Source organism: Mycobacterium sp. AMU20-3851 (assembly GCF_043974665.1).
GTDB lineage: Bacteria > Actinomycetota > Actinomycetes > Mycobacteriales > Mycobacteriaceae > Mycobacterium.
Map to the genome: position 1 here is coordinate 2,404,737 of NZ_CP146371.1, position 23,688 is coordinate 2,428,424.

A 23,688-nucleotide genomic window follows, 5' to 3' on the forward strand; every position below is an offset into this window, starting at 1 on the left:
TTCACCGCCAACTGAACAGGGGCCCGTATGACGTCGCATCGAAGCCGAGTCACCGCAGTAGCCGCAGCCACCGCCCTGCTCGCCTCCGCCTGCTCGGCCGGCACACCCGAGGACGACGCCACCTCCACGCCCCAGGTGCAGCGGGCGACCTCGCCGATCGACTGGAACCTCCCGGATGCGCAGCGCTACCACCGGCTGGCCACCTACCCGGTGTACCTCAACCGTCCGGCCGGCGATGACCCCGGCGCCGAGACGGTCGCCGAGATCTCGACGGTCACCCCGGACGGCAACACCGTCATCTACACCGACGCGGCGGCCAAACGCATCGGCTTCCTCGACATCCGCGATCCGTCCGAACCTGCCGGGCTCGGCGTGCTCTCGCTGGCCGAACTCGGCCACGCCGACGACCAGCCCACCTCGGTGGCCGCGGTCGGGGAGTTCGTGCTCGTCGTCGTCGACACGACCGGTGGAGACTTCGCCCACCCGTCCGGACGCGTCGACGTCATCCGCGTCGCCGACCGCACCCGGGTGCACAGCATCGACCTCGGCGGCCAACCCGACTCCATCGCCGTCAGCCCGGATGGTTCGTTCGCCGCCATCGCCATGGAGAACCAGCGCGACGAGGAGTTCACCCCGTCCGGCGGTGAGGAGGGCGACCTGCCGCAGCCGCCCACCGGGTTCCTGCAGTTGCTCACGCTGGCCGGCGCGCCGACGGCGTGGACCGCACGCAAGGTCGACCTCGATGTGGAGCAGGCCCGGGCCGCCGGGCTGGACACCCCGCAGGACCTGGAGCCCGAGTACGTCAGCATCAACTCGCGCGGGCAGGTCGCGATGACCCTGCAGGAGAACAACGGCATCGCCGTCATCGACGGCAGGACCGGTGCGGTGTCGAGCATCTTCAGTGCGGGCACCCAGGCCGTCGACGGCATCGACGTCGCCGAGGACGGCACGCTGGACCAGAGTGGATCGATCGAGGCGACCCCGCGCGAACCGGATGCGATCGGCTGGATCGGGGACGATCACCTGGCGACCGCCAACGAGGGGGACTGGAAGGGCGGCACCCGCGGTTGGACCGTCTTCGACGCGGCGACCGGCGAGGTGGTCTGGGACGCCGGGAACTCCTTCGAACAACTCGCCGTGCGGACCGGTCTGCACATCGAGAGCCGCGCGGATTCCAAGGGGCCCGAACCCGAGGGGCTGGCGATCACCGAAATCGGCGGACGCCCAACCGCTTTGGTGGCCTCCGAACGAAGCAACTTCGTGGCGGCCTACGACGTCAGCGACCCGGCGTCCCCGGTGTTCCGGCAGATCCTGCCGACCACACCGGGACCCGAGGGGGTGCTGGCCATCCCGGCGCGCGATCTGCTGATCATCTCGTCGGAGGCCGACGACGCCGAGAACCGGGTACGGGCCTCGGTCAGCGTCTACGGCTACGGTGACGCGTACGCGCAGGCCGGCGGCAAGCCGGTGTTCCCGTCGATCGTGTCCGGGGACCTCGACGGCACGCCGATCGGCTGGGGTGCACTCGGTGCCCTGTCCGCCGACCCGGGCGCGCCGGACCGGCTGTACACGGCCACCGACATCGCCTACGGCCCGGCGCGCATCCTCGGCGTCGATCTGTCCGCCACGCCCGCGCTGATCGACAGCGAACTCGTGGTCACCGAAGACGGCGAACCCGTCACCCTGGACGTCGAGGGAATCGCCGCTCGCCCCGACGGATTCGTGCTCGCGGTGGAGGGCGAGGAAGGCGACGGCAACGAACTCATCGAGGCGGGGGCAGACGGTGCCATCAAGGAACGCATCACGCTGCCCGCCGAGATCACCGCGGAACTGGGCGGGCAGGGACTCGAAGGCGTCGCGGTCGACGGGGACACCGTCTGGGTCGCGTTGCAACGCGAACTGAAATCTGACCCCAAGGGTGTCGTCCGGATCGGCCGCTACAACACGGCCGACAAGTCCTGGCAGTGGTTCGGTTACCAGCTGGAGACCACCGATGTCGAGGGCGACTGGATCGGGCTGTCCGAGATCGCCATCCACGACGGTGCACTGCTGGTCCTCGAACGCGACAAGCTCAACGGACCCGACGCCCGGGTCAAGGCGATCTACCGGGTGGAGCTACCCGCCGAAGACGGAGTGAGCGGCACGGCCGCGCCGAAGGTGTTGCCCAAGAAGCTGGTTCGGGACCTGCTGCCGGACCTGGCCGCCACCAACGGGTTCGTGCAGGAGAAGGTCGAGGGCTTCACCGTCGCCGGCAACGGCCGCGCGTATCTCGTCACCGACAACGACGGTGTCGAGGACGCCAACGGTGAGACGGTCTTCCTCGACCTGGGTCCGGCCGACGAGGCGCTGGCCGGCTGAGCGCCGCCCAGATTTCAGTCTTGCGCCCCGAATCGCGCCGAAACTGAGACCCTGTATCGATCTGCGTCAAGAAACCTCCGTGGCTTCCGTTTCGCGACATACCTGCTCGCGAAACTGAAGCCACGGAGCTGGGAACGGCCGGGGGCTAGTCCTCCTTGCGGATCAGCTTGCCGAGCGCCTTCTGATCGGGGGCCAGCAGCTCGTCGATACGCTCCTGGTTCACATCGGCGACGATGATCTCGCCGACCTCCTGGTAGACGTTGCTGAAGATGCCGTGCTTCTTCATCTTCTCGGTCTGGTAGATGTTGTCCTCGGTGGGCGTCACGTAGTAGACGATCTCCGGCTTGAACCGGTGGATGAGCCACAGGTGGATGACGTCCATCAGGCGCTTCTTGCGCAGCTTCTCGGCGTAGGTGTTCTGATCACGCACCGTCAGGATGTTGCGGCCGTGCCGGTCCTTGATCGGGTCGACGATGACATCGGCGAGCTTTTCCTCGCCGTCGCCGTAGATGCCGAGCTCCAGCACGTCCGAACCGGCGCGCCGGGGCCGCAGCTGAACCCGCAGCGTCTCGCCGAGCTGGTAGTGCTCGCCCCACAGCGCCAGCCATTCCTCCAGCAGCTTGCGCGGCACCTCGGTCTGTACCAGGTGCTGATGCTGGGTGGACCCCTTGCCCATGCTCTTGGTGGTCGCGGTGCGCCCCGACGAGGCAGCCAGCGCCGCGTCGCTGCGCGGCCCACCCACCAGCGTTTGCGGTGTGCGGTAGGGGGATTCGACCAGGCGCATCTTGCGTTGCAGCCGGGCCAGCGACAGCATGCCGTCCTGCAGCAGCGCGGTGGCGAACTCCTCGGCCGCCACACCGTCGATCTGGTGCCCGCCGTAGGTCATGAAGTTGAAGACGAAGCCGAGCTTGCCGATCTCCTCGGGGAAGGCCCGCATCTCGTCGTCGCTCATGCCGGTGGTGTCCCAGTTGAACGACGGGGACAGGTTGTAGGCCAACATCTTGTCCGGGTACACGGCATGGATGGCGTGCGCGAACTCGCGGGCATCGGCCAGATCGGCGGTCTTGGTCTCCATCCAGAGGATGTCGGCGAACGGCGCCGCGGCCAGCGACTTGGCGATCGCATACGGGATCCCGCCGCGGATCTGGTAGTAGCCCTCCGGCGTCTTGACCCGCTCGGGATCCCAGGCCACATCGGCGCCGAGCTCCTTGGCCTTGCCGCGCGCCGCGTACAGCGAGGCCTGCGCGGCGAACTTCCGCCACTCGGCCGCACTCATATCGGCCTTCTCGCCCTCACGCTCGCGGAACTCCAGCAGCTCGGCGACGGCATCGGCGTAGGTCTCCAACCCGGCATCGTTCTGCCAGGCCTCCACGAACCTCGACTCCACCCCGTCGAACAGGGCGTCGATGGACTGGCTGGGATCGCTCTTGTAGTCCGCGGCCGCGGTGGCGATGTCGGCCAGGATGCCCTGACTGTCCAGCCAGGCCTCGGCGGTGGCGTACTCACCCTCGGGCAGCGCGTAGAGCAGGTGCCCGTTGAGCTCGGTGACGCCCTGGTTGTAGAAGTGCCGCGTCATCGCCAGGAAGCACGACTTGTACGGCGGGATCCTCAGATTCGTGGCGCCGAGCAGGAACGGCTGGTCCCGCTCGTCGGCCCGGCTGTCGATCAGGTTGGCGGCCTCGGCGTCGGTGCGGGCCACGATGATGCCGGGCACCCGCATGATGTCGAGCTGGAAGCGTGCGGTGTTGAGCCGCTTGATCTGCTCGTCGGAGGGGACGAGCACCTTGCCGCCCTGGTGGCCGCACTTCTTGGTGCCCGGCCGCTGGTCCTCGATGTGGTACCCGGGCACACCCGCCTCGACGAAACGGCGAATCAGGTTGCGTACGTGCGGATCACCGCCGTGGCCGGTGTCGGCGTCGGCGATGATGAACGGGCGGTAGTCCACCGCCGGCGTGGCCGCCCGCTGCGCGGGGGTCATCTTGAGGCGCAGGTACTGCTGATTGCGGTCGGCGGTCAGCAGCGCGCGCACCAGACCGGCCGCCTCGTCGGGCACCTGGCTCAGCGGGTAGCTGGCCAGATCGGGGCCGGGATCCTCGCTGATCGAACCCTTGGCCGAGGTGGCCCAGCCACCGAGATAGATGCCCTCGATACCCATCCGTTTCATCGTCACGGCCTGGCCGGGGGAGTACGGGCCGAAGGTGGTGATGCTCTTCTTCTGGCTGAACAACTCGCGCAGCCGCGGGTAGAAGCCGGCGGCGGCCTCGCGGGCCACGGGATAGTCGGAGGCAATGGTGCCGCGCTGCTCGGCGACCTGGCGGGCCGAGTAGAGCCGGGTGATCCCCTCGAAGCGGGGGCTGTCGAAATATTCCTGGGTGGCGGCCACATCCCGTTCGAAGTCCTGCTCGGGTGTGGCGGCGTCGGCTGCCCTCTTGGCCATCTGTCTGCTCCTCTTCGAGCTCGGGTTCCTTGATTATCGCGGTGCCGGGCGAGCGCCGGACCCAGTTGGTGCAATTGCGCGCGGCCGTCGTGCGGGGCGTCCTAGGCTGCCGTTCATGTCGATGGACCGTGCGGCCCTGGTGGCGGGCAGTATCCGATTGGCTTCCGGTGTCTCGTTTCTCGTCGATCCGGTCCGGGCCAACCGGCTGTGGGGCGCACCGGACACCCCCGACCCTACGGCGCAACTGCTGCTGCGGTCGATGGGGTACCGCGATGCCCTGATCGGCGGTCTGCTGCTGGCCGCCGGGATGCGCGGGAAGGACACCCGCGGCTGGTTTCTTGCCTCCGGCGGGGCCGACGCGGCCGACCTGCTCGGCGGTGCCGGCGTGCATCACCGGATGCCGCGCTCACAACGGCTCGTCGGGCTCGGGGGCGCGGTCGTCGGGATCGGGGTGGGGCTGTGGGGCGCGACCCGGCGGCCGGGTCAGCGCTCCTCGACGATGTCGCGGCGGTAGGTGCGTGCGGCCAGCGCGTAACAGCCCAGCGCCACCAGCTGCATCGTCGGCACCAGGATCAGCAGGGCGCGGCCCAGCGCCTGCGGTCCCAGCTCGGCGGTCAGTGAGTCGCTGATCACGCCGGTCAGGAACGGGCCGATCGACCCGAGTGTGGCGTTGAAGAACAGGAAGATCGCCGACGCCGTGGCGCGCTGTTCAGGCAGCACCAGACGCTGGATGGCCGCGATGGACGGTGCCAGGTAGGCGGTACCGATGACATAGCCCAACGCCAGCAGCCACACGCACAGCACCTGGCTTTCGACCACGAACGCCAGCGCCGAGGCGGGCAGCAGGACCGCGGTCAGCACCACCACGATCCACAGCAGCCAGCGCGGGTCGCGGGCCGCGAGCCGGTCGGCGATCCGGCCGACGATCAGCAGACCCAGGATCCCGGTCAGCCCGGTGGCCAGTCCGTACTCGATGCCGACCTCGCCGAGCGACATACCGCGGGTGCGCATCAGGAAGGCCGGGGCGAACGTGGTCAACGAGTACCCAGCCGCCGAGATCAGCGCGGTGCCGCCGACCATGGCCAGGAAACTGGGTTTGCGCAGCAGATCCCACCAGTTGACCGAGGCGGCGCGGTCCTGTGGCGGCGGGGCGGGCAGGGACTGGCGGCTGCCGAGCACCCACAGCACCAGCGGGGCGAGCAGCACGCTGATGCCGCCCATCACGACGAAAGCCGTTCGCCAGCCCAGGCTCTCGGCGAGCAGGCCACCGCCGAGCAGGCTGGCGGCGCTGGCCAGCGGTATGGACATGGTGATGACGGCCAGTGGTGCGGACCGGCGCTCCGGGACGAAGTTGCGGGCCACGTAGGCGTGCGCGGCCGGGCTGCTGCCGGCCTCGCCGACCGCCACGCCGACCCGGGTGAGGGCAAGCTGGAACCCCGACTGGACCGCGCCGCCGAGCATGGTCATGGTGCCCCACAGGGTCAGGCAACCCGCGATGACGGTGCCGAACATCCCACGGTCGGCGATGCGGGCGATCACGATACCGAGCACCGCGTACACGATCAGGAAGCCGAAACCGTTGATCACACCGATTGCGGTGTCGGACAACGCCAAATCCTGTTTGATCGGTTCGGCGAGCACGCCGGGCAGGAAACGGTCGACATAGTTGAGGGTGCCCACCAGCGCGAGCACCGCCACCGCGGCCCAGGCCCGGCGTGGCCCGTGCATATCGAGGGGCTCGAGCCCGGCCGCGACCGGTGTTGCCATCTGTTCCTCCGGGGTGATCAGTTTCCGAGCAGCTTTACACCGGAGGGGTGAGATTGTCATGCGTTCGTCGCATCGGCGCGCATCGCAGCCGACGTTGCGCGGGACATTGATTAACGCGCATTGACGAATTGTTAACACACGCCGTTTGTGCCTTTGCAACGATGGGTGCCGTGTCTGATGCCCTCAACACCCTCAACAGCTATATCTGGAGCAACGCCCTGGTCTACCTCTGCCTCGCGGCCGGGGTGTACTTCTCGATCCGGTCGCGGTTCGTGCAGGTGCGTCAGTTCAAGGAGATGATCCGGCTGATGCTCAAGGGCGAGAAGTCGCCCTCCGGAGTGTCCTCGTTCCAGGCGCTGACCATGTCGCTGGCCGGCCGGGTCGGCACCGGCAACATCGCCGGTGTGGCCACCGCGATCGCTTTCGGTGGGCCCGGCGCGCTGTTCTGGATGTGGGCGGTCGCGTTTCTCGGTGCATCGACGTCCTTCGTCGAGTGCACGCTCGGGCAGATCTACAAGACCCGGGACCCCCTGACCGGCGAGTACCGCGGCGGGCCGGCCTACTACCTGAGCCGGGCCATGGCGCATACCAAGGCCGCTCCGGTGTTCAAGGTCTACGGCCTGGTCTTTGCCGCGGTCACGGTCATCGCCTGCGGTGTGCTGCTGCCCAGCGTCCAATCGAATTCGATGGCGTCGGCGATGAACCAGTCGTGGGGCGTGTCCAAATGGGTCGTCGGCGTGTGCACGGTGATCCTGCTGGCGTTCGTGATCATCGGCGGCGTCAAGCGTATTGCGGCGTTCGCCTCGATAGTGGTGCCGTTCATGGCCGTGGTCTACATCGTGCTCTCGATGATCATCGTGCTGGCCAACGCCGACGCCCTGCCCGGCGTGGTCAAGCTGATCTTCGAGAGCGCGTTCGGCCTGGACGCAGGTTTCGGTGCCATCGTCGGCGCCGCCGTGATGTGGGGCGTCAAGCGCGGTATCTACTCCAATGAGGCCGGCCAGGGGACCGGCCCGCACGCGGCGGCCGCCGCGGAGGTGTCCCATCCGGCCAAACAGGGCCTGGTGCAGGCGTTCGCCGTCTACGTCGACACCCTGTTCATCTGTTCGGCGACCGGCTTCCTGATCCTGTCCACCGGCGCCTACCGGGTGTTCGAGGGAGAAAGCGAATCCGGCGCGGTGCTCGCCGAGGGCGGTGCACTGCCCGCCGATACGGAGGTGGGGCCCTCGTTCGCGCAGATCGGGTTCGACACCCTGTGGCAGGGCGGCGGATCCACGTTCATCGCGGTTTCGCTGGCGTTCTTCTGTCTGACCACCATCATCGCCTACTACTACATGGCCGAGACCAACCTGCGGTTCCTGCTGGGCAAGGCCGCGACGATCAAGGTTCCGGTGATCCGCGGGACCGTCGGCGGCGACGCCACCCTGGTGCTGCAGGCACTGATCTTGGGGTCGGTCGTCTCAGGAGCGGTATCGACGGCCACCGAAGCCTGGACGCTGGGCGATATCGGCGTGGGAACAATGGCCTGGCTCAACATCATCGGCATCCTGATCCTGCAGCAGCCCGCCTACAAGGCGTTGCGTGACTACGAGCGGCAGAAGAAGGAAGGCCTCGATCCCGTCTTCGACCCCATTCCGCTCGGTATCGTCGGTGCGAAGTTCTGGGAGACCCGGGACCCGCTGACCGGCAAGGAACGTGTCCCCGAGCCGACGCTCACCGACTGACCCGGACCGCCGGCTGTCCCTAAACTTGCCGACGTGGCGAAATGGTGGGCGGTGGCGGCACTCGCGCTGACCGTCGTGGGATGCACCCGCTCCGTGGAAAGTCCGCGAGCTCAACCGGCGCCGGCGATCGGACCGGTCTCCGTGCTGCAGGTGGGCGATCTGCTCAGCCCCGACATCTTCGACAAGGACGGCAACCTGTTCGCCGCCGTCGAACCCGAGCGGTGTGCCGGGGCGGCCCGTGAGGTGGACCCACCGTTCATCACCGACTACGACCCGGCCGCCGAGGACGGTGGACACTGGCCGACCACCGCCGGCGGGGTCGACGTGGTGGTCGAGGAGATGGTCGCGGTATACCCGTCGGACTACTCCGCCGAGGAGGCGCTCGCCTCGGCGCGCAGCACCCTGGAGGCCTGCGGCGACACCACGGTCACCGTGACCACCATGTCCGACCGCACCTACACCTTCGATGTGGAATCCGCCGCCCAGCCTGCCCCCGCGGGGGCGGTGCTGTGGTCGCTGCGGGCCGCGGACTGGAACTGCGACAACCTGTTCGTCGCGGCGCACAATGCGGCCATCGAGATGACCAGCTGCGGCGCTGCGGGCGGCGTCGATGTGGCCGCGGCGGCCGAGGACGCGTTGAGACGCATCGAGGCGCTGGCCGACAACAAGGCCTGAAACGACACCGGTAGTCCCAAAACCCGTAGTCCTACTCATCCCGTCACGGGGCCTGTTCGGGCACGCTGTACCCATGCCGCTCGCCAACCTCCTTCCCGCCGCCGCCACGGTCGCGAACGCAGGCCCCGGCCGGGACCGCGCCATCGACGTGGCCCGGCTGTCCGCGCTGGTGGTCGTCATGTTCGGGCACTGCGCGCTGCTGCTGGCCACCATCGACGACCGCGGACTGCGGATCGGCAACATCCTCGGCGAACTCCCGCAACTCACCCCGATCACCTGGGTCGTCCAGGTGATGCCGCTGTTCTTCTTCGCCGGTGGCGCCGCCGGCGCGTACGGCTGGCATCCGGACGGTTCGGCGGCCGGTAAGTCCTGGGGCAGCTGGTTGGTCGGCCGCACCCAGCGGCTGTGCCGGCCGGTGTTCTGGTATCTGGGCTTCTGGACGGTGGCGCTGCTGGTCGCCCGGCTGACCCTGGGCGCGGACTCCGCCGACCGACTCGGCCGCGAGTGTGTGGCGCTGCTCTGGTTCCTCGGGGTGTACCTGATGGTGATCGCGTTCGTCCCGGCGCTGACCCGGCTGCGCGGCGCGGGCGCCACCGCCGGGGTGCTGGCATTGTTGGTGGCCGTCGCGGCGGGTGTCGACCAGATCCGGTTCGCGCTCGGTACGGCCGAGGCCGGGGTGGCGAACTTCGTCATCGTCTGGCTCATCCCAGTGGTGATCGGGGTGGCCTACGCCCGCGGACTGCTGCGGGCGCCGGTGGCGCTGCTGGTCGCGGCGGCGGCACTGGCGGCCCAGATACTGCTTGCCGCGTTCGGGTTCTACGAGGTCTCGTTGGTCACCACAGGCAGCACCGACGGGGTTTCGAACGTGGCGCCGCCGACGCTGTTGCTCGCCCTGCATTGCATCTGGATGCCGTGCGTGTTCGTCGCCCTCGCCGGCATCGTCCGGCGGGTGGCCGAGCGCCCCCGGGTCTGGTACCTGGTGGCGGTGGGCAACGGGGGAGCGATGACGCTCTACCTGTGGCACATCCCGGCCATCGCGGTCGCGGCGTTCAGCCTGAACGCCGTGGGCCTGGACGCCTGGGACGTGCACGCCCCGAACTTCTGGGCCCTGCTCGCGCTGCGGGCCGCGGTGTTCGCGGTGGTGATGTCGGCGACGTTCCTGCTGCTGTCGCCGCTGGAACACCGCCGATTGCCGTGGTGGGACGACCCCGTCGGCGCCACCGGAGCCCGTTCGGTGCTGGCCGGGGTGTTGGTCTGCGGTGCCGGGGCGGCCATGCTGCTGGTCGCGAAGAACGGTCTGGCCGGGGCGGACGGCTGGATTCCGCTGGGGTGTTTCCTGGTGGCGGTGCTGGCCGCGCGCGCCGGCGCCGGGGTGCGGCACTGATTTCCCGTGCGGCTGCGCCCTTGCCCTGCGGCGCCCTGTCGGCGACGTTCGGTAGGGTCTCCGGGTGACTTCGAGCGCACCCGTGGGGATCATCAAATCTGTAAATGCCCGTCTCGCTGAGGAACTGAGCGTTGCGGTAGGCCAGGTGGCCGCTGCTGTGCAACTGCTCGACGAGGGCGCGACGGTGCCGTTCATCGCCCGGTACCGCAAAGAGGTGACCGGCAGCCTGGACGACGGGCAACTGCGCCAACTCGAGGAGCGGCTGGCCTACCTGCGCGAGATGGATCAGCGCCGGGAAGCGGTGCTGGCCTCGATCGACGAGCAGGGCAAGCTGACCGATGAGCTACGCACCGCGTTGCTGACCGCCGACACCAAGGCCCGCATCGAAGACATCTACCTGCCGTACAAGCCGAAGCGGCGGACCAAGGCGCAGATCGCCCGCGAGGCCGGTCTGGAGCCGCTGGCCGACCGCCTGCTCGCCGATCCGGCCCTGGTGCCCGACGAGGCCGCCGCCGAGTTCGTCACCGAGGAGGTCGCCGACGCCGCCGCCGCGCTCGACGGTGCCCGGCACATCCTCATCGAGCGGGCCGCCGAGGACGCCGAACTGGTCGGTGAGGTGCGTACCACCTTCTGGAACGACGGCACGCTCAAGACCGCGCCGTGGTCCGAGGAAGCGGCCAAAAGCCCGGCGGGACAGAAGTTCCGGGACTACTTCGAATTCTCCGAGCCGCTGGAGAAGATGCCCTCACACCGGGTGCTGGCGGTCATGCGCGGCGAGAAGGAGCAGATCCTCGCGCTGAATTTCGACGGTGGCGACGACACGTTCTACCAGGCCCGGATCGCGCAGAGCCTGGGCATCGATCTGACCGCCGCCGGGGCCGCCACCAGCTGGCTGGCCACCACCGTCCGGCTGGCCTGGCGAACCAAGCTGATGATCTCGGCCGCGGTCGACGCCCGGATCCGGCTGCGGCAGCGTGCCGAGGAGGACGCCGTCGCGGTGTTCGCCCGCAACCTCAAGGATCTGCTGCTGGCCGCCCCGGCGGGCACCCGAGCCACCCTCGGCCTGGACCCGGGTTTCCGCACCGGGGTCAAGGTGGCCGTGGTCGACGGCACCGGCAAGGTGGTCGACACCTGCGCGATCTTCCCGCATCAGCCGCAGAAGCAGTGGGACACCGCCAAGGCCACCCTGGCCGCGCTGGTCGCCCGGCACGGCGTGGAACTGATCGCCGTCGGCAATGGCACCGCGTCGCGGGAGACCGATGCGCTGGCCGCCGAACTCATCGCCGACATCGCCAAGACCGGGGCGAAGGCCCCGGTGAAGGCCATGGTCAGCGAGGCCGGCGCCTCGGTCTACTCGGCCTCGGCCTACGCGGCTCACGAGCTGCCGCAGCTGGACGTGACGCTGCGCGGCGCGGTCTCGATCGCGCGCCGCCTGCAGGACCCGCTGGCCGAACTGGTGAAGATCGAACCCAAGTCGATCGGGGTGGGTCAGTACCAGCACGACGTCACGCCGGGCAAGCTGGACCGCAGCCTGAACGCCGTCGTCGAGGACGCGGTGAACGCCGTCGGCGTGGACCTCAACACCGCCTCGGTGCCGTTGCTGGCCCGGGTGTCCGGGGTGACCGACTCGCTGGCCGAGGCCATCGTGGCGCACCGGGAGAACACCGGGCCGTTCCGCAACCGCAGCGCGCTGCTGAAGGTTCCGAGGTTGGGGCCCAAGGCATTCGAACAGTGCGCGGGCTTCCTGCGGATCGCCGACGGCGACGATCCGCTGGACAACTCGGGCGTGCACCCCGAGGCCTACCCGGTGGTGCGGCGCATCCTGGACCGCTCGAACATCACGCTGGCCGAGTTGATCGGCAACGAGCGCACCCTGCGCGCGATCAAACCCGCGGACGTCGCCGATGAGCGGTTCGGTATCCCCACCGTCACCGACATCCTCGCCGAACTTGAGAAGCCGGGCCGCGATCCGCGCCCGGCGTTCTCGACCGCCACGTTCGCGGCCGGCGTCGAGAAGGTCGCCGACCTCAAGGTGGGCATGGTGCTGGAGGGCGTGGTCACCAACGTGGCGGCGTTCGGGGCTTTCGTCGATGTGGGCGTGCATCAGGACGGTCTGGTGCACGTGTCGGCCATGTCGGACCGGTTCGTCTCCGATCCGCATGAGGTGGTGAAGTCCGGGCAGGTGGTCAAGGTCAAGGTCGTCGACGTCGACGTGGACCGGCAGCGGATCGGGCTGTCGCTACGGCTGAACGACGAACCCGCGCGCGGTGCGGATAAGCGTTCCGGTCGGCCGGGCGGCAACCAGAACCGCAACCAGGGCGGGGGCAATCAGCAGCGCGGCGCCGGTCAGCAGCGGAATGCCAACCGCGGCAAGGACTCCGGGCGGCGGGAGTCGGCTCCGAGTGGCTCGATGGCCGATGCACTGCGCAATGCAGGCTTCGGTAGGTAGCCTCTGGTCGTGACGAGTCAGCGCATACCCGGCGGGGTGGTGCACGAGATGCCCACCGATCTGCGGGCAGCGCTGCTCGCCAACGACACCGCGCTGGCGGCGTGGCAGGACATCACGCCGTTGGCGCGCAACGAATTCATCTGCTGGGTGGAGGATGCCAAGCAGGACAAGACCCGGGAGCGTCGGATCCGGCGGACCCAGGAAGAACTCGAAGAGGGAAAGCGCAGGCCCTGCTGTTGGCCCGGGTGCAAGCACCGGGAGCGCAACGGCAGGGCCTGAACGCTTGGTCGGGGATGAGGGCCTGAGGGTCAGAGACCCATGTCCTTGGCGATGATCATCTTCATGACCTCGCTGGTACCACCGTAGATCCGCTGGACGCGGCTGTCGGAGTACAGCCGGGCGATGGGGTATTCGTTGATGTAGCCGTAGCCGCCGTGCAGCTGCAGGCACCGGTCGATGACGCGGGACGCCAGGTCGGTGCAGAACAGCTTGGCCGAGGCCGCGTCGGCGGGCGTCAGCGCGTCGATGTCGTGGGCCTCCATGGCCCGGTCGACGACGGCCTCCATGGCATCGACATCGGCCTTACACGCGGCCAGTTCGAACTTGGTGTTCTGGAAGGCGGCGACCGGCTTGCCGAACACGGTGCGATCCTTGGTGTACTGCGCGGCGAACGCCACTGCGGCCTTGGCCTGGGCGTAGGCGCCGACGGCGATGGCCAGCCGCTCCCGGGGCAGGTTCTGGCCCAGGTAGGAGAAGCCCATGTGCACCTCGCCGAGCAGATCCTCGACCGGCACCTTGACGTCGGAGAAGCTCAGCTCGGCGGTGTCGGAGGTGCGCAGGCCCATCTTGTCCAGCTTGCGTCCCACCGTGTAGCCCTCGGACTTGGTGTCCACCACCAGCAGCGAGATGCCGAACCGGCGGTCGTCCTCACGCGGGGCGGCGGTGCGGGCGCACACGATGACGCGGTCGGCGTGCACACCGCCGGTGATGAAGGTCTTCGAGCCGTTGAGAACGTAGTGGGTGCCGTCCTCGGAGAGCTTGGCGGTGGTGCGCATGCCGGCCAGGTCGGAGCCGGTGCCGGGCTCGGTCATGGCGATGGCGAACATGATCTCGCCGGTGATCATCCCGGGGAACCAGCGCTGCTTCTGCTCGTCGGTGGCCAGCGACTTGAGGTAGGGCAGGCACAGGCCGATGTGCACGCTGGAGCCGCCGAACGAAACGGCTGCCCGCGAGGTCTCCTCGGTGATGACGGCCTGGAACTTGTAGGAGTCGATGCCCGAGCCGCCGTACTCGGTGGGCACCTCGATGCCGAACAGGCCCAGTTCGCCGAGCTTGTAGTAGAAGTCGCGGGGCGTGATGCCGGCCTCGAACCACTCGTCGTGCACCGGGATCACCTCGGACTCGATGAACGCGCGGATCATTGCGCGGAAGTCCTCGTGCTCCTGGGTGTAGACGGTCCTCTGCATCGGGGTCTCTCCTAAGTGAACGGTGTTAGCTATTGACATCCACTATAAGCTAACGTCGTTCACTTAGGCAAGGTCGGGGAAGGGGGTCCAGGTGGGCAGACCACGCGTGCTCAGCCGTGAACGCATCCGCGATGCGGCGCTGATGATCATCGACCGCGGCGGCCTCGGTGAACTGTCCATGCGCAGACTCGCCGCCGAACTCGGTGTGCAGGCGGCCTCGCTGTACAAGCACTATCCGACCAAGGACGACGTCCTCGACGACGTCGCCAGCCAGATCATCACCGCCGTGGACATCTCGGCCTTCGATACCGACGTGGACTGGCCCGATGCGCTGACCGCGTGGGCGCGTTCCTACCGCGCAGCGCTCGCGTCACACCCGAACCTGGTGCCGTTCCTGGCCAGCGGCCCCGGCCAGCGCGACGAAAGCCTGCGCATCGCCGACGCCGTGCACGGCGGTCTGACGCGTGCCGGCTGGCCGCCCCGGGAGTCGACGCTGATCGGCGAGGCCGTCCGCTCACTGGTGCTGGGCTCGACGTTCGGCTCGTTCTCGCGGAGGCTGGCCGACGATGCCGAGGTGTACCGGGGCAAATATCCTCACATGGGTCAGGCACACCTGTTGCGCAGCAAGGCATCTCAGATCGCCATCGCGAGTTTCGAGTTGGCGCTGACGGCGTTCGTCGACGGCCTGCGGGTGCAGTTCGCCGAGGTGTCCGATCGGCGCAAGCGGCGCGCCACCGGGGTTTGAATCACGCTGCTTGCAAACCCTTACGGGGTGCGTTCGCCGGTTCTACAGTGCAGCGGTGACGTCGAGTATCCCGACGCCCGCGGGCGTATCCCTGCGCGGCGTCGGCAAGGTTTTCGGCGCGCGCACCGTCCTGCACGGCATCGACATCGAGATCGCCCCCGGTGAGGTCGTCGCCTTCCTCGGTGCCTCCGGCAGCGGCAAATCCACTCTGCTCCGGCTGATCGCCGGTCTGGACGACCCGAGCACCGGGCAGATCGACATCAACGGAAAACCGGTGCGCGGCATCGATCCTCGCTGCGCCGTCGTCTTCCAGGAACCACGTCTGCTGCGCTGGCGGACGCTGGCGGCCAACGTCGCCTACGGGCTGCCGGCAGGCACGTCACGAAGTCGAGGCGGCGAACTGGTGGCGCACTGGCTGGAAGTCGTCGGGCTCTCGGGTTTCGCCGGACACCGCCCGCGCCAGGTTTCCGGCGGGATGGCTCAACGCGCCGGACTGGCCCGCGCGCTGGCGCGCAGCCCCGGTGTGCTGCTGCTCGACGAGCCGTTGGCGGCCCTGGACGCTTTGACCCGGCTCCGCATGCAGGACCTGCTCGACGAGGTGCAGCAGCAGGCCGGGATCACCACGCTGCTGGTCACCCACGACGTGGACGAGGCCCTGATCCTGGCCGACCGGGTGTTCATCCTGCGCGCCGACGCAGCCGGGGTGGCCGGAATCGCTGCGACACACCATGTCTCACTCGCCAAGCCGCGCGACCGCTCCGACCCCGAACTGGCCGCACTGCGTATCGCCCTGCTCGACGAACTCGGGATGCCGCGCCGACAGGCCGGCGACCCCGGACATCCACCTCGGAAGGAAATCTCGGCATGAAGGCACGCGGGCTGGTAGCCCTGGTGATCGCCGCCCTGGCCTGGACGGCCGTGGCGTGCGGTTCCGACGACAGCGCGGATACCGCGAAGGACATCAAGCTCGACTACGCGTACTACAACCCGCTGAGCCTGGTCGTCCGCGACCAGAAACTGCTGGAGAACCAGGGCTACAACGTCACCTGGGTGCTGTCGGCGGGCAGCAACAAGGCCAATGAGGCGTTGCGGGCAGGCGCGCTGGATCTCGGATCGACCGCAGGTGCGGCGGCCCTGGTGGCCCGCGCAAACGGCACCCCCATCAAGGTCGTCGACATCTACAGCAAGCCGGAATGGGCCGCACTGGTGGTGGGCAAGGATTCCCCGGTGACCAGCGTCGCCGAACTGCGCGGCAAGAAGATCGCGGTCACCAAGGGCACCGATCCCTACTACTTCCTGTTGCAGGCGTTGAAGGCCAACGGACTGGCCCGGACCGACGTCGAGATCGTCAACCTGCAGCACGCCGACGGCAAGACCGCACTCGAACGCGGAGACGTCGACGCCTGGTCGGGGCTGGACCCGTTCATCGCGCAGACCGTGCAGGAGTCCGGTTCACGCCTGTTGTTCCGCAATCCCGACTTCAACAGCTACGGCACGCTGAACGCCCGCGAGGGTTTCATCTCCGACAATCCCGAAGCAGTGCAGTCCGTTGTCGACGCCTATGAGGAGGCCCGCGCATGGGCTATCGCGCACCCGAACGAGTTGACCGAACTGCTGGCAGCGGAGGCGAAGATCACTCCGAGCGTGGCGGAGGAGGTGCTGCAACGCACGGATCTGCAGGTCGATCCGACGCCGGGACAGTCCCAGCTCGACGTGCTGACGATCATCGCGCCGATCGCGGTGGCCGACGGGGACATCAAGTCCGAACAGGCCGGCCGGCAGGCCCTGGAGACGCTGATCGATCCGACGTTCGTCCAGCAGTCGACAAGCTGACTCTCGCCCTGACGCCGGCGGTGCGCCGGGTACGTGCGGCGGGATTGTTCCGCCGCGCGCCCGCGGCGGCGGCAGGGTTGATCGTGCCGATCGCCCTGCTGATCGTGTGGCAGGTCGCGGTGGCGCGGGGAGTGTTCTCACCCAGCCAGTTGCCGCCACCCGGCGAGGTCGTCGGAGCGCTCGGCGAGCTGATCGGCCGCGGTGAGTTGTGGACCCACCTGGGCACCAGCCTGTCCCGGGTGGCCGCCGGTTACGCGTCCGGAGCGCTGGTAGGACTCGCCCTCGGATCGCTGGTCGGCCTGTCGGTGACCGTGCAGCGGCTGTTCGGGCCGACCGTCGCCGCACTGCGGACCGTGCCGTCGCTGGCGTGGGTGCCGTTGCTGCTGCTGTGGTTCGGGATCGGCGAGGAACCGAAGGTGCTGCTGATCGCCATCGGCGCGTTCTTCCCCGTCTACACCACGACGGCCTCGGCGCTGTCGCATGTGGACCCGCAGCTGGTCGAGGTGGGCCGCGCCTATGGCCGGAGCGGGCCCGCGCTACTGGCCACCGTGTTGCTGCCGGCAGCCGCACCCGCCCTGGTCAACGGGCTGCGGCTGGGCCTTGCCAACGCGTGGCTGTTTCTGGTGGCGGCGGAGCTGATCGCCTCCTCCAAGGGCTTGGGCTTCCTGCTGATCGACAGTCAGAACACCGGACGCACCGATGTGATGGTGCTGTCCATCGTGCTGCTCGCGGTGCTCGGCAAGCTCAGCGACAGCCTGTTCGGGACGGTCGAGCGGCGGCTGCTGGCGCACCGTAGCTGACCTCGACAGACACGATGTTGTGGCGGGTAACGATCCCGTCGACCGTGTCGATAAACAGGAACACAACGCCGAAGAAATTGTCATTCCGCCGAGATGCCGAGCGCGGGCGAGCAAACTAGGCTCGTCGCGACCGGTTTGCCGGGGGCAACGTGACACAGGACGGGAGTCGGGGCCGAGCGTGAAAACCGTACTTGGGCTGTCGGTGACAGCGGCCGGTGTCGGCTGGGTTCTGGTGGACGGGTCGGCCGCGGGCGCAGGCCCACTGGACGACGACCAGTTCACCATCCGTGACCTCGATCAACTTGTCCCGCGCTGTGTCGCGGCGGTTCGGGGTGCGGCAGCCATCGCCGCCAGTACCGGTCGCCGGATCTCCTCGATCGGGGTCTGCTGGAGCGCCGAGGTCGAGGACCGGATGGCTGCGCTGCTCGCTGAACTGCGGTCTGCCGGATACCCCGATGTGCGCTCGGTCCGGCAGGTGACGCCGGTTTCCCGGCCCGACAGCGAAGGGCCGCTCACCGGACGAACCGACCGGGTGGACCCCTGCGGGCTGCTCGCCGAGATGCTCGCCACCGAGTCCGTGGTCGATGCCGACGACACCGAGGCGCTCGGCCGGCACGACATGACCGGTGGCCCGGACGCCGGGAAGACGCCCGCCTACGCGGCCGGCCAGGCCGTGGTGACCGATGCGGCACCCCCGGAACCCATTGCGATCACCCGGCCCCGCCGGACCTGGACGCCGCCCAAGGTGACCGTTCGGCTGCCCGTGCCGGCCGGACGCGCCACCACGGCTGCGGCCGCCGTCGCGGTGACCGCACTCGTCGCGCTGTTTGCCGTCGGCTCGCAGTTCGCCGGGTCGGCGGGTCCGCAGCCCGGCGAGGCAGCGTTGGCCGGACGATCCTCGGCATCGACCGCCGAAACCACCACGGTGGTGCGCTCCACGCCGCCGGCTCCGCAGCCGATGGCCGCCCCGAAACCGGCTCCGGTCCCGGAGAAGGTGAGCACACCGCCGGTGCAGCTGGCCCTCCCGCAGCCCCGGCCGGTGGTGGCGCAACCGCAGGCCACCGCCGAGGCACCGGTGAGCGCGGAACCGTTGGCAACACCGCATCTACCGGAAACCGCTCCGATGGCCGAAACCGTTCCGGTGGCCGAGGCGGTGCCGGCCGCGCCCGAGCCGCCGGCGGCCGTCGTGGATCCGGCCGCCCCTGCCGCGGCACCCCTGCCGATCGACCCGGCCGCCCCCGCTCCGCCCGCCGAGGTTCTGCCTCCGGCGCCGGTCGCCCCGCCGCCGCCTCCGCCGTTCTGGATGTTGCCGCCGTTTGTGCCGCCCGCTCCGGTCCAGGCCCCTCCGGTCCCGGTGCCCGCCGAGGTGCCTCCGCCGCCGGCACCGCCGGTACCCGGCGCACTGCCCTGACGGGTCAGATGCCCCGACTCGTCATCGCATGGTCACCAGGTTGTGCCAGAACGTCTTCAGGCTGTCGGTGCCGCCGAACAAGGTGGTGAAGTGGGTCGAGTCGACCACCACGACATCGCCGGCGCGCTCGCCGGCCGGCGGCATCCACAGCAGCGCATTGAAGTCGGTGTTGCCCGCGTCGACGTAGGGGTGGGGCCGGCCGACATCGACGGGTTGCCGGCCCAGCACCCGAAGCGCGCCGCTCTCCGGTGCGGTCAGCTCATAGTGCGGCAGGTGCGGGTGGAAGTTGAAGGTACTGACACCGGTCAGTAGTCCCAGGTCGTCCAGGTCCGGGCTGGCGATCAGCGGCGCGATGTCGCGGGTGCCGGGGACCACGGCGGGGCGCAGCCCCCAATTGTTGTGCACGGGCACGTCCAGCGCCGACATCAGCGATCGGGTGTACCGGCCGAAGCGCTGCTGACGGGGGACCAGCGGATCGCCGTGGTGCAGGTATTCGACCTGTCGGCGCGGATAGTCGTCGGTGTTGCCGACGTCGTGATGCGGGGCCAGCAACAGGCAGGTGCCCTCGCGGTGCAGCCACCGGCGGATCGCATCGATCTCGTCGGCCGCGGCTTCCTGTTGGGACAGCAGATGATCCAGGCCGAACACCATCAGGGTGTCGCAGTCGTCGAGCACCCGTTCGTCGATCGGTAACCGGTAGCCGGCCTGGTCGATGCGCTGGAACACCGCCACCGGATGCCCGGTGGCCGCTGCGGCGACTTCCTGGAATGCCAGCGTCGACCGGTGGAAGAGTTCCAGGGTGCCAGCGATGCCCTGCAGAAAGTGCTCGACCTGGTACTCCGGGGTCTCGTAGGCCGGCCACAACGCATTCCGCACTTCGGTGATGGTGGAGAAGCGGTTCTCCATGGCGCCCGGATCACGTTGGGCCTCCCACGGATAGCTCCACGTCCAGTAGATGCTGACCCTTCGCCGGCCGTCGTGCGGCCGAGCGAGGTGGGTCTGATTGTAGGTGCGTGCTCCGGTCATGACTTGTCCTCCAACGCGGCCAGGTAGCGGAGCGCCTTGATGCCGGGCAGGAAGAAGTACGCCCCTCCGGTGAGTGTGGTGAATGCCGGTATGCCCTTGTGGACCTTGCGGATCGGTCGCCGCGGCACGGTGAAGTCCAGGCTGCCGTCCTGCTGCCCGCAGATGGGGTCGTGTTCGTTGCCGAGTTCGTGGAACGTCTTGTCGTTGATCCAGACGTTCTGGGCGAACTCGAACTGGCGCACCAGATCCGCACAGATGATGAACGCCGCGATGCCACGGGCCTGACCGTCGTCGGGTGCACCCTCGGGCAGCGCCGGGCCGTAGGTGGCGCCCCGGCGGATCATCCGGCGCCGGTTCATGTAGTGCGCCGTGTCGCGCGGATTCAGTCGCCGCGCGTGCGAGCCCAGCGGGCAGGCGTACCCGTGCGGATCCATCTGCGCGTAATCGAAATCGTTGTTGCGCATCGGGTCCGCGCCGAGTTCGGGATCGTCGCGCTCCGGTGCCAGCACCAGCGGTGCCCCGCTGCGCCAGCGGCCCATGAACTTGGCGGCCAGCAGTTCCTCGCCCTCGGGGGTATCGGAGTTCCCGCGCAGATAGTCCCGGAACACCGCCACGTGCTCCTCGAGTCGACGGTAGGCCATGTAGCTGCCGTTGCGGGACAGCACCGCCGGCTGGGGGAGGTTGGCCACCGGTCCGTTCTCGTCGGGGTAGCCCAGGATGAACTCGCCGGGTTCCAGCGGGTCGCCGGATCCCGGTGTCGGCTCCTCACCGGATCCCTTCATCACCGGCTGGGACAACCGGTCCCGGAAGCCGAAGTGATCGTGGGCGTAGTTGAACGGAGGGGTGGCGTTCAGGTCCAGGTGCGACAGGCTGCGCACCCCGTCGGTGCGCGCGAGCAAGGCGTCGTGATTCTCGATGGACCGTCGGCACTGTTCGTCGGTGCGGGAGAACAAGATCGCGATGGCATGCAGGTCCTCTCCAGCCAGCCCGCCGACCCAGCGCTCCGGTGCGTGGTTGCCGATGTCACCGAGGATCGCCGCCCGCGAGACCATGCCTTCCCGGAACGCGCCCGGGAAGGTCGCCAGGGAATCCTCCGTGACGCCGAGGGCGCGCAGACCGTTCCAGGTGAACGCCACCGTCACCCAGCGATCCGAGGAGTCCATGGTGGCGTGCACTTCGGCCGCCGACTGCACCAGGTCGGTCAGCGCGGCCAACCAGGCCCGCCCACCGGCCGGGGTGTCGAACGTCAGGAACTCGTAGCGCCCGGTGATGGCCGGAGTACGGGTCAACATGATGTGCTGGATGTCGTCGAGTTCGAGCACGGTTTTCTCCGTCACGTCTGTGCGTTGCCCTTGGCCCAGGCCCAGGCGGCCACCCGCCAGTTCCCGGCGAGTCTGCGCAACGCGACGGTGAACACCGCGCCGGTCTGGGTGCGTCGTTTCCCGTCCAGATCGAATGTCATGGTGGCGGGCGCCACCACGTAGGCGTGGTCCCCGCTGACATCGTGGTGCCGCGGTTCGCCCAGGGTGACGTGGTAGTCCGACGCGCCGAGATGCGCGCTCTCGGCCATCACATCCCGGTACCAGTCCGCGGCCGCGGTCGGTCCGACCCACAGATGGGGGGCCATCCCGTCCAGGATGGCGCCGTCGGGACAGAAAGCGCCGGTCATCGCGTCGACGTCGCCGGCGTTGAAGGCGTCGAGGTAGGTCCGAATCGCGTGGAGCGGATCGCCGCTCACTGCATCTGATCCAGCATGTCGGAGAACGCGGCCTTGAGGCGTAGCGCCTTCTTTATCTCGTCGGCGGTCACGTACGGGTATTCGCCGTATTCGAGAAAACTCGGCACCTGATGCTCGCGGACGAACTTGATGAACGACTCCGGGTTCTCCTTCCAATCCTCGGGAAACCCTTCGAGATTGGTGAACACCGTGGTGACGCCGGTGGCGCTGAACAGCTGCACGGCATCCTCGGTGTACTTGTCGAAATCGGTGTCGAAAATCCCCTGATACTGGAAGTGCAGGCCGGATCCGACATCGAAGAGATTCCACCGCAGATAGTGCAACCGCAGCGGGGCCAGGGCCTCCGGATTCGCCGCGATGGTGTCTTCGATGGTCTTGCCGTACGCCCGGATCGCGTCCTCGCGGCCCTCCTTCACCTTGGCGATGATGGAGAAGCCGTAGCAGGCCGGGGTGCGCGGGAACACCGGCCCGTACCGGCCGCGTTCCTCCTCGAAGTAACCCTCCGGGGGGATGGCCAGCGCCGCGGGCTTGGACCAGACGGGTTCCTGCGAGGCCATGTTGTGCTCCCTTGTCGATACTACTCGCGCGAAACGTAGCACCCGGGGGCGCAGGACGCGCGGCGATCGACAAGGTGCCCGCTACGAATATCATCGGGCCCTGGCGGGCGGTCAGACCGTCGCGGGCATGCTGTCCCAGCCGCGCACCACCGACGAGGACGAGAACACCGCGCCGTCCAGGTCGACCTCCCAGTCGGGGAAGCGATTCATGATCTCCTCCAACGCGATACGGCCTTCGATCCGTGCCAGCGCATTGCCCAGGCAGTAGTGGGCGCCGACCCCGAAAGTCAGGTGCTGGCGCGGGGAACGGGTGACCTCGAACTGTTCGGCGTCGTCGCCGAACCGGAGCTCGTCCCGATTGGCCGCACCGATCAGCAGGATGATCGCGCTGCCGGCCGGCACCGTGGTGCCGTGGAACTCGGTGTCGCCGGTGACGTAGCGGGCGGCCTGCAGCGCCGGCGGCTCGAACCGCAGGATCTCCTCGACCGCGCCCGGGATCAGCGACCGGTCCTCGACCAGTTTGCGGCGCTGGGCGGGATGCTCGGACAGCAGCTTGCCGGCCCAGCCGATCAGCCGGGTGGTGGTCTCCGAACCCGCGACCGCCACCACATTCATGAACATCAGCAGTTCTTCCCGGCGCAACTTGCGCGTGGTGCCGGACTCGTCGGTGAACTCGGCGTTGAGCAACTCGGTGGTCAGATCGTCGGCGGGATGGTCCATGCGCCAGTCGATGAACTCCGCGAACAGCTGCCCGTCGGTGATGGGTCCGTCCGGGTTGTCGGTCATCTGTGCACCCCGCTCGGTGCGGACGTACTTGTCGCCGTCCTCGGTCACGCGGTTCTGGTAATCCTCCGGAATGCCGAAGAGCTCACTGACCACCCGAAGGGGCATCACCGCGCCGAGATCCTTGACGAAGTCGAACCGGTCCCCGCCGACCAGCGGGTCCAGGCAGCGGGCGGTGAACTCGCGGACCTTGGGCTCCAGTGCGTTGATCTTGCGCGGGGTAAAGGCACGCGAGAGCAGGTTACGGTGGATGTCGTGGATCGGCGGATCCTCGAAAATCAATGAACCGGGCGGGATCTCGACCCCGGCCTTGATGATCTCCAGCACCGCGCCGCGCGCCGAGCTGAAGGTGGCGTGATCGACCAGGGCCCGGTTGACGTCCTCGAACCGGCTGACCGCATAGAAGTCGTGGGCCTCGTTGTAGTACAGCGGCGCCTCGGCCCGCAGCCGCCCGAACATCGGGTACGGGTCCGCGTTGAGGTCGGTGTCCCACGGGTCGTAGTACAGCTTGTCGGTGGCACTGGTCGTCATCGTG

20 protein-coding genes are annotated in these 23,688 nt (G+C 68.6%); 12 read left to right on the plus strand and 8 right to left on the minus strand.

Annotated features, from left to right (window positions below; all coding sequences use genetic code 11):
• Positions 1-27: 27 nt before the first annotated feature.
• Positions 28-2,358, plus strand: coding sequence for an esterase-like activity of phytase family protein (locus V4U86_RS11485; protein ID WP_395311322.1), 2,331 nt, complete (start codon positions 28-30; stop codon positions 2,356-2,358).
• A gap of 145 nt (positions 2,359-2,503) precedes the next feature.
• Here the strand turns inward: V4U86_RS11485 and aceA are convergent, their stop codons facing one another.
• Positions 2,504-4,795 (minus strand): isocitrate lyase ICL2, encoded by a 2,292-nt coding sequence (aceA, locus tag V4U86_RS11490; protein ID WP_395311323.1) that lies wholly within the window; start codon positions 4,793-4,795, stop codon positions 2,504-2,506.
• 115 nt (positions 4,796-4,910) lie between these two features.
• Here aceA and V4U86_RS11495 point away from each other — a divergent pair, with 115 nt between their 5' ends.
• Complete coding sequence (locus V4U86_RS11495; protein WP_395311324.1) at positions 4,911-5,309, plus strand: DUF4267 domain-containing protein; 399 nt, start codon at positions 4,911-4,913, stop codon at positions 5,307-5,309.
• On the opposite strand, the gene V4U86_RS11500 is transcribed toward V4U86_RS11495, so the two are convergent.
• Positions 5,279-6,562, minus strand: coding sequence for a spinster family MFS transporter (locus V4U86_RS11500; RefSeq protein WP_395311325.1), 1,284 nt, complete (start codon positions 6,560-6,562; stop codon positions 5,279-5,281). The genes V4U86_RS11495 and V4U86_RS11500 overlap by 31 nt on opposite strands.
• Positions 6,563-6,732: 170 nt before the next feature.
• On the opposite strand from V4U86_RS11500, the gene V4U86_RS11505 reads away from it, so the two are divergent.
• The 5 genes from V4U86_RS11505 to V4U86_RS11525 all read left to right on the plus strand — a co-directional run bounded on the left by V4U86_RS11505 (position 6,733) and on the right by V4U86_RS11525 (position 13,073).
• Entirely contained in the window at positions 6,733-8,286 is a 1,554-nt protein-coding gene (locus V4U86_RS11505; RefSeq protein WP_395311326.1) for an alanine/glycine:cation symporter family protein, read from the plus strand.
• Between the two features lie 33 nt (positions 8,287-8,319).
• Positions 8,320-8,961 (plus strand): sensor domain-containing protein, encoded by a 642-nt coding sequence (locus tag V4U86_RS11510; protein WP_395311327.1) that lies wholly within the window; start codon positions 8,320-8,322, stop codon positions 8,959-8,961.
• 73 nt (positions 8,962-9,034) lie between these two features.
• Positions 9,035-10,345 carry an acyltransferase family protein gene (locus V4U86_RS11515; protein WP_395311328.1) on the plus strand — a complete coding sequence of 437 codons (1,311 nt, stop codon included), beginning with the start codon at positions 9,035-9,037 and terminating at the stop codon, positions 10,343-10,345.
• Between the two features lie 91 nt (positions 10,346-10,436).
• Positions 10,437-12,794 (plus strand): Tex family protein, encoded by a 2,358-nt coding sequence (locus V4U86_RS11520; protein WP_395312011.1) that lies wholly within the window; start codon positions 10,437-10,439, stop codon positions 12,792-12,794.
• Between the two features lie 9 nt (positions 12,795-12,803).
• Positions 12,804-13,073 carry a YdeI/OmpD-associated family protein gene (locus V4U86_RS11525; RefSeq protein ID WP_395311329.1) on the plus strand — a complete coding sequence of 90 codons (270 nt, stop codon included), beginning with the start codon at positions 12,804-12,806 and terminating at the stop codon, positions 13,071-13,073.
• A 29-nt stretch (positions 13,074-13,102) separates the two neighbouring features.
• Here V4U86_RS11525 and V4U86_RS11530 read toward each other — a convergent pair whose 3' ends face one another.
• Positions 13,103-14,260: an acyl-CoA dehydrogenase family protein gene (locus V4U86_RS11530; protein ID WP_395311330.1), complete on the minus strand. Its 1,158-nt coding sequence runs from the start codon at positions 14,258-14,260 to the stop codon at positions 13,103-13,105.
• A gap of 91 nt (positions 14,261-14,351) precedes the next feature.
• Here V4U86_RS11530 and V4U86_RS11535 point away from each other — a divergent pair, with 91 nt between their 5' ends.
• The 5 genes from V4U86_RS11535 (at position 14,352) to V4U86_RS11555 (ending at position 19,049) form a co-directional block, all read left to right on the plus strand.
• Positions 14,352-15,005 carry a TetR/AcrR family transcriptional regulator gene (locus V4U86_RS11535; RefSeq protein ID WP_395311331.1) on the plus strand — a complete coding sequence of 218 codons (654 nt, stop codon included), beginning with the start codon at positions 14,352-14,354 and terminating at the stop codon, positions 15,003-15,005.
• 55 nt (positions 15,006-15,060) lie between these two features.
• Positions 15,061-15,873, plus strand: a complete 813-nt coding sequence (locus tag V4U86_RS11540; protein WP_395311332.1) for an ABC transporter ATP-binding protein — start codon at positions 15,061-15,063, stop codon at positions 15,871-15,873.
• Complete coding sequence (locus tag V4U86_RS11545) at positions 15,870-16,838, plus strand: aliphatic sulfonate ABC transporter substrate-binding protein (protein WP_395311333.1); 969 nt, start codon at positions 15,870-15,872, stop codon at positions 16,836-16,838. The genes V4U86_RS11540 and V4U86_RS11545 overlap by 4 nt, the downstream gene beginning before the upstream one ends.
• 101 nt (positions 16,839-16,939) lie before the next feature.
• The gene (locus V4U86_RS11550) at positions 16,940-17,638 is read left to right on the plus strand and encodes an ABC transporter permease (RefSeq protein ID WP_395312012.1); all 699 of its coding nucleotides are present in this window, start codon (positions 16,940-16,942) and stop codon (positions 17,636-17,638) included.
• A 178-nt stretch (positions 17,639-17,816) separates the two neighbouring features.
• On the plus strand, positions 17,817-19,049 hold the full coding sequence (locus V4U86_RS11555; RefSeq protein ID WP_395311334.1) for a hypothetical protein: 1,233 nt from the start codon (positions 17,817-17,819) through the stop codon (positions 19,047-19,049).
• A gap of 21 nt (positions 19,050-19,070) precedes the next feature.
• Here the strand turns inward: V4U86_RS11555 and V4U86_RS11560 are convergent, their stop codons facing one another.
• From V4U86_RS11560 to V4U86_RS11580, 5 genes are all read right to left on the minus strand, one after another.
• A complete protein-coding gene (locus V4U86_RS11560) occupies positions 19,071-20,075 on the minus strand; it encodes a hypothetical protein (RefSeq protein ID WP_395311335.1) in 1,005 nt (334 codons plus the stop codon).
• Positions 20,072-21,397 carry a Dyp-type peroxidase gene (locus tag V4U86_RS11565; protein WP_395312013.1) on the minus strand — a complete coding sequence of 442 codons (1,326 nt, stop codon included), beginning with the start codon at positions 21,395-21,397 and terminating at the stop codon, positions 20,072-20,074. The genes V4U86_RS11560 and V4U86_RS11565 overlap by 4 nt, the downstream gene beginning before the upstream one ends.
• Before the next feature lie 11 nt (positions 21,398-21,408).
• Positions 21,409-21,813, minus strand: coding sequence for a YybH family protein (locus V4U86_RS11570; RefSeq protein ID WP_395311336.1), 405 nt, complete (start codon positions 21,811-21,813; stop codon positions 21,409-21,411).
• The gene (locus V4U86_RS11575; protein ID WP_395311337.1) at positions 21,810-22,370 is read right to left on the minus strand and encodes a hypothetical protein; all 561 of its coding nucleotides are present in this window, start codon (positions 22,368-22,370) and stop codon (positions 21,810-21,812) included. Before V4U86_RS11575 ends, V4U86_RS11570 begins: the two co-directional genes overlap by 4 nt.
• A gap of 111 nt (positions 22,371-22,481) precedes the next feature.
• Entirely contained in the window at positions 22,482-23,684 is a 1,203-nt protein-coding gene (locus tag V4U86_RS11580) for a cytochrome P450 (protein ID WP_395311338.1), read from the minus strand.
• Between the last annotated feature and the right edge of the window lie 4 nt (positions 23,685-23,688).

Bases quoted from the DNA above. Each gene is read 5' to 3' on its own strand.
- V4U86_RS11485 (WP_395311322.1), top strand. From the start codon at position 28: ATGACGTCGCATCGAAGCCGAGTCACCGCAGTAGCCGCAGCCACCGCC.
- aceA (WP_395311323.1), bottom strand. From the start codon at position 4,795: ATGGCCAAGAGGGCAGCCGACGCCGCCACACCCGAGCAGGACTTCGAA.
- V4U86_RS11495 (WP_395311324.1), top strand. From the start codon at position 4,911: ATGTCGATGGACCGTGCGGCCCTGGTGGCGGGCAGTATCCGATTGGCT.
- V4U86_RS11500 (WP_395311325.1), bottom strand. From the start codon at position 6,562: ATGGCAACACCGGTCGCGGCCGGGCTCGAGCCCCTCGATATGCACGGG.
- V4U86_RS11515 (WP_395311328.1), top strand. From the start codon at position 9,035: ATGCCGCTCGCCAACCTCCTTCCCGCCGCCGCCACGGTCGCGAACGCA.
- V4U86_RS11530 (WP_395311330.1), bottom strand. From the start codon at position 14,260: ATGCAGAGGACCGTCTACACCCAGGAGCACGAGGACTTCCGCGCAATG.
- V4U86_RS11545 (WP_395311333.1), top strand. From the start codon at position 15,870: ATGAAGGCACGCGGGCTGGTAGCCCTGGTGATCGCCGCCCTGGCCTGG.
- V4U86_RS11560 (WP_395311335.1), bottom strand. From the start codon at position 20,075: ATGACCGGAGCACGCACCTACAATCAGACCCACCTCGCTCGGCCGCAC.
- V4U86_RS11575 (WP_395311337.1), bottom strand. From the start codon at position 22,370: ATGGCCTCGCAGGAACCCGTCTGGTCCAAGCCCGCGGCGCTGGCCATC.
- V4U86_RS11580 (WP_395311338.1), bottom strand. From the start codon at position 23,684: ATGACGACCAGTGCCACCGACAAGCTGTACTACGACCCGTGGGACACC.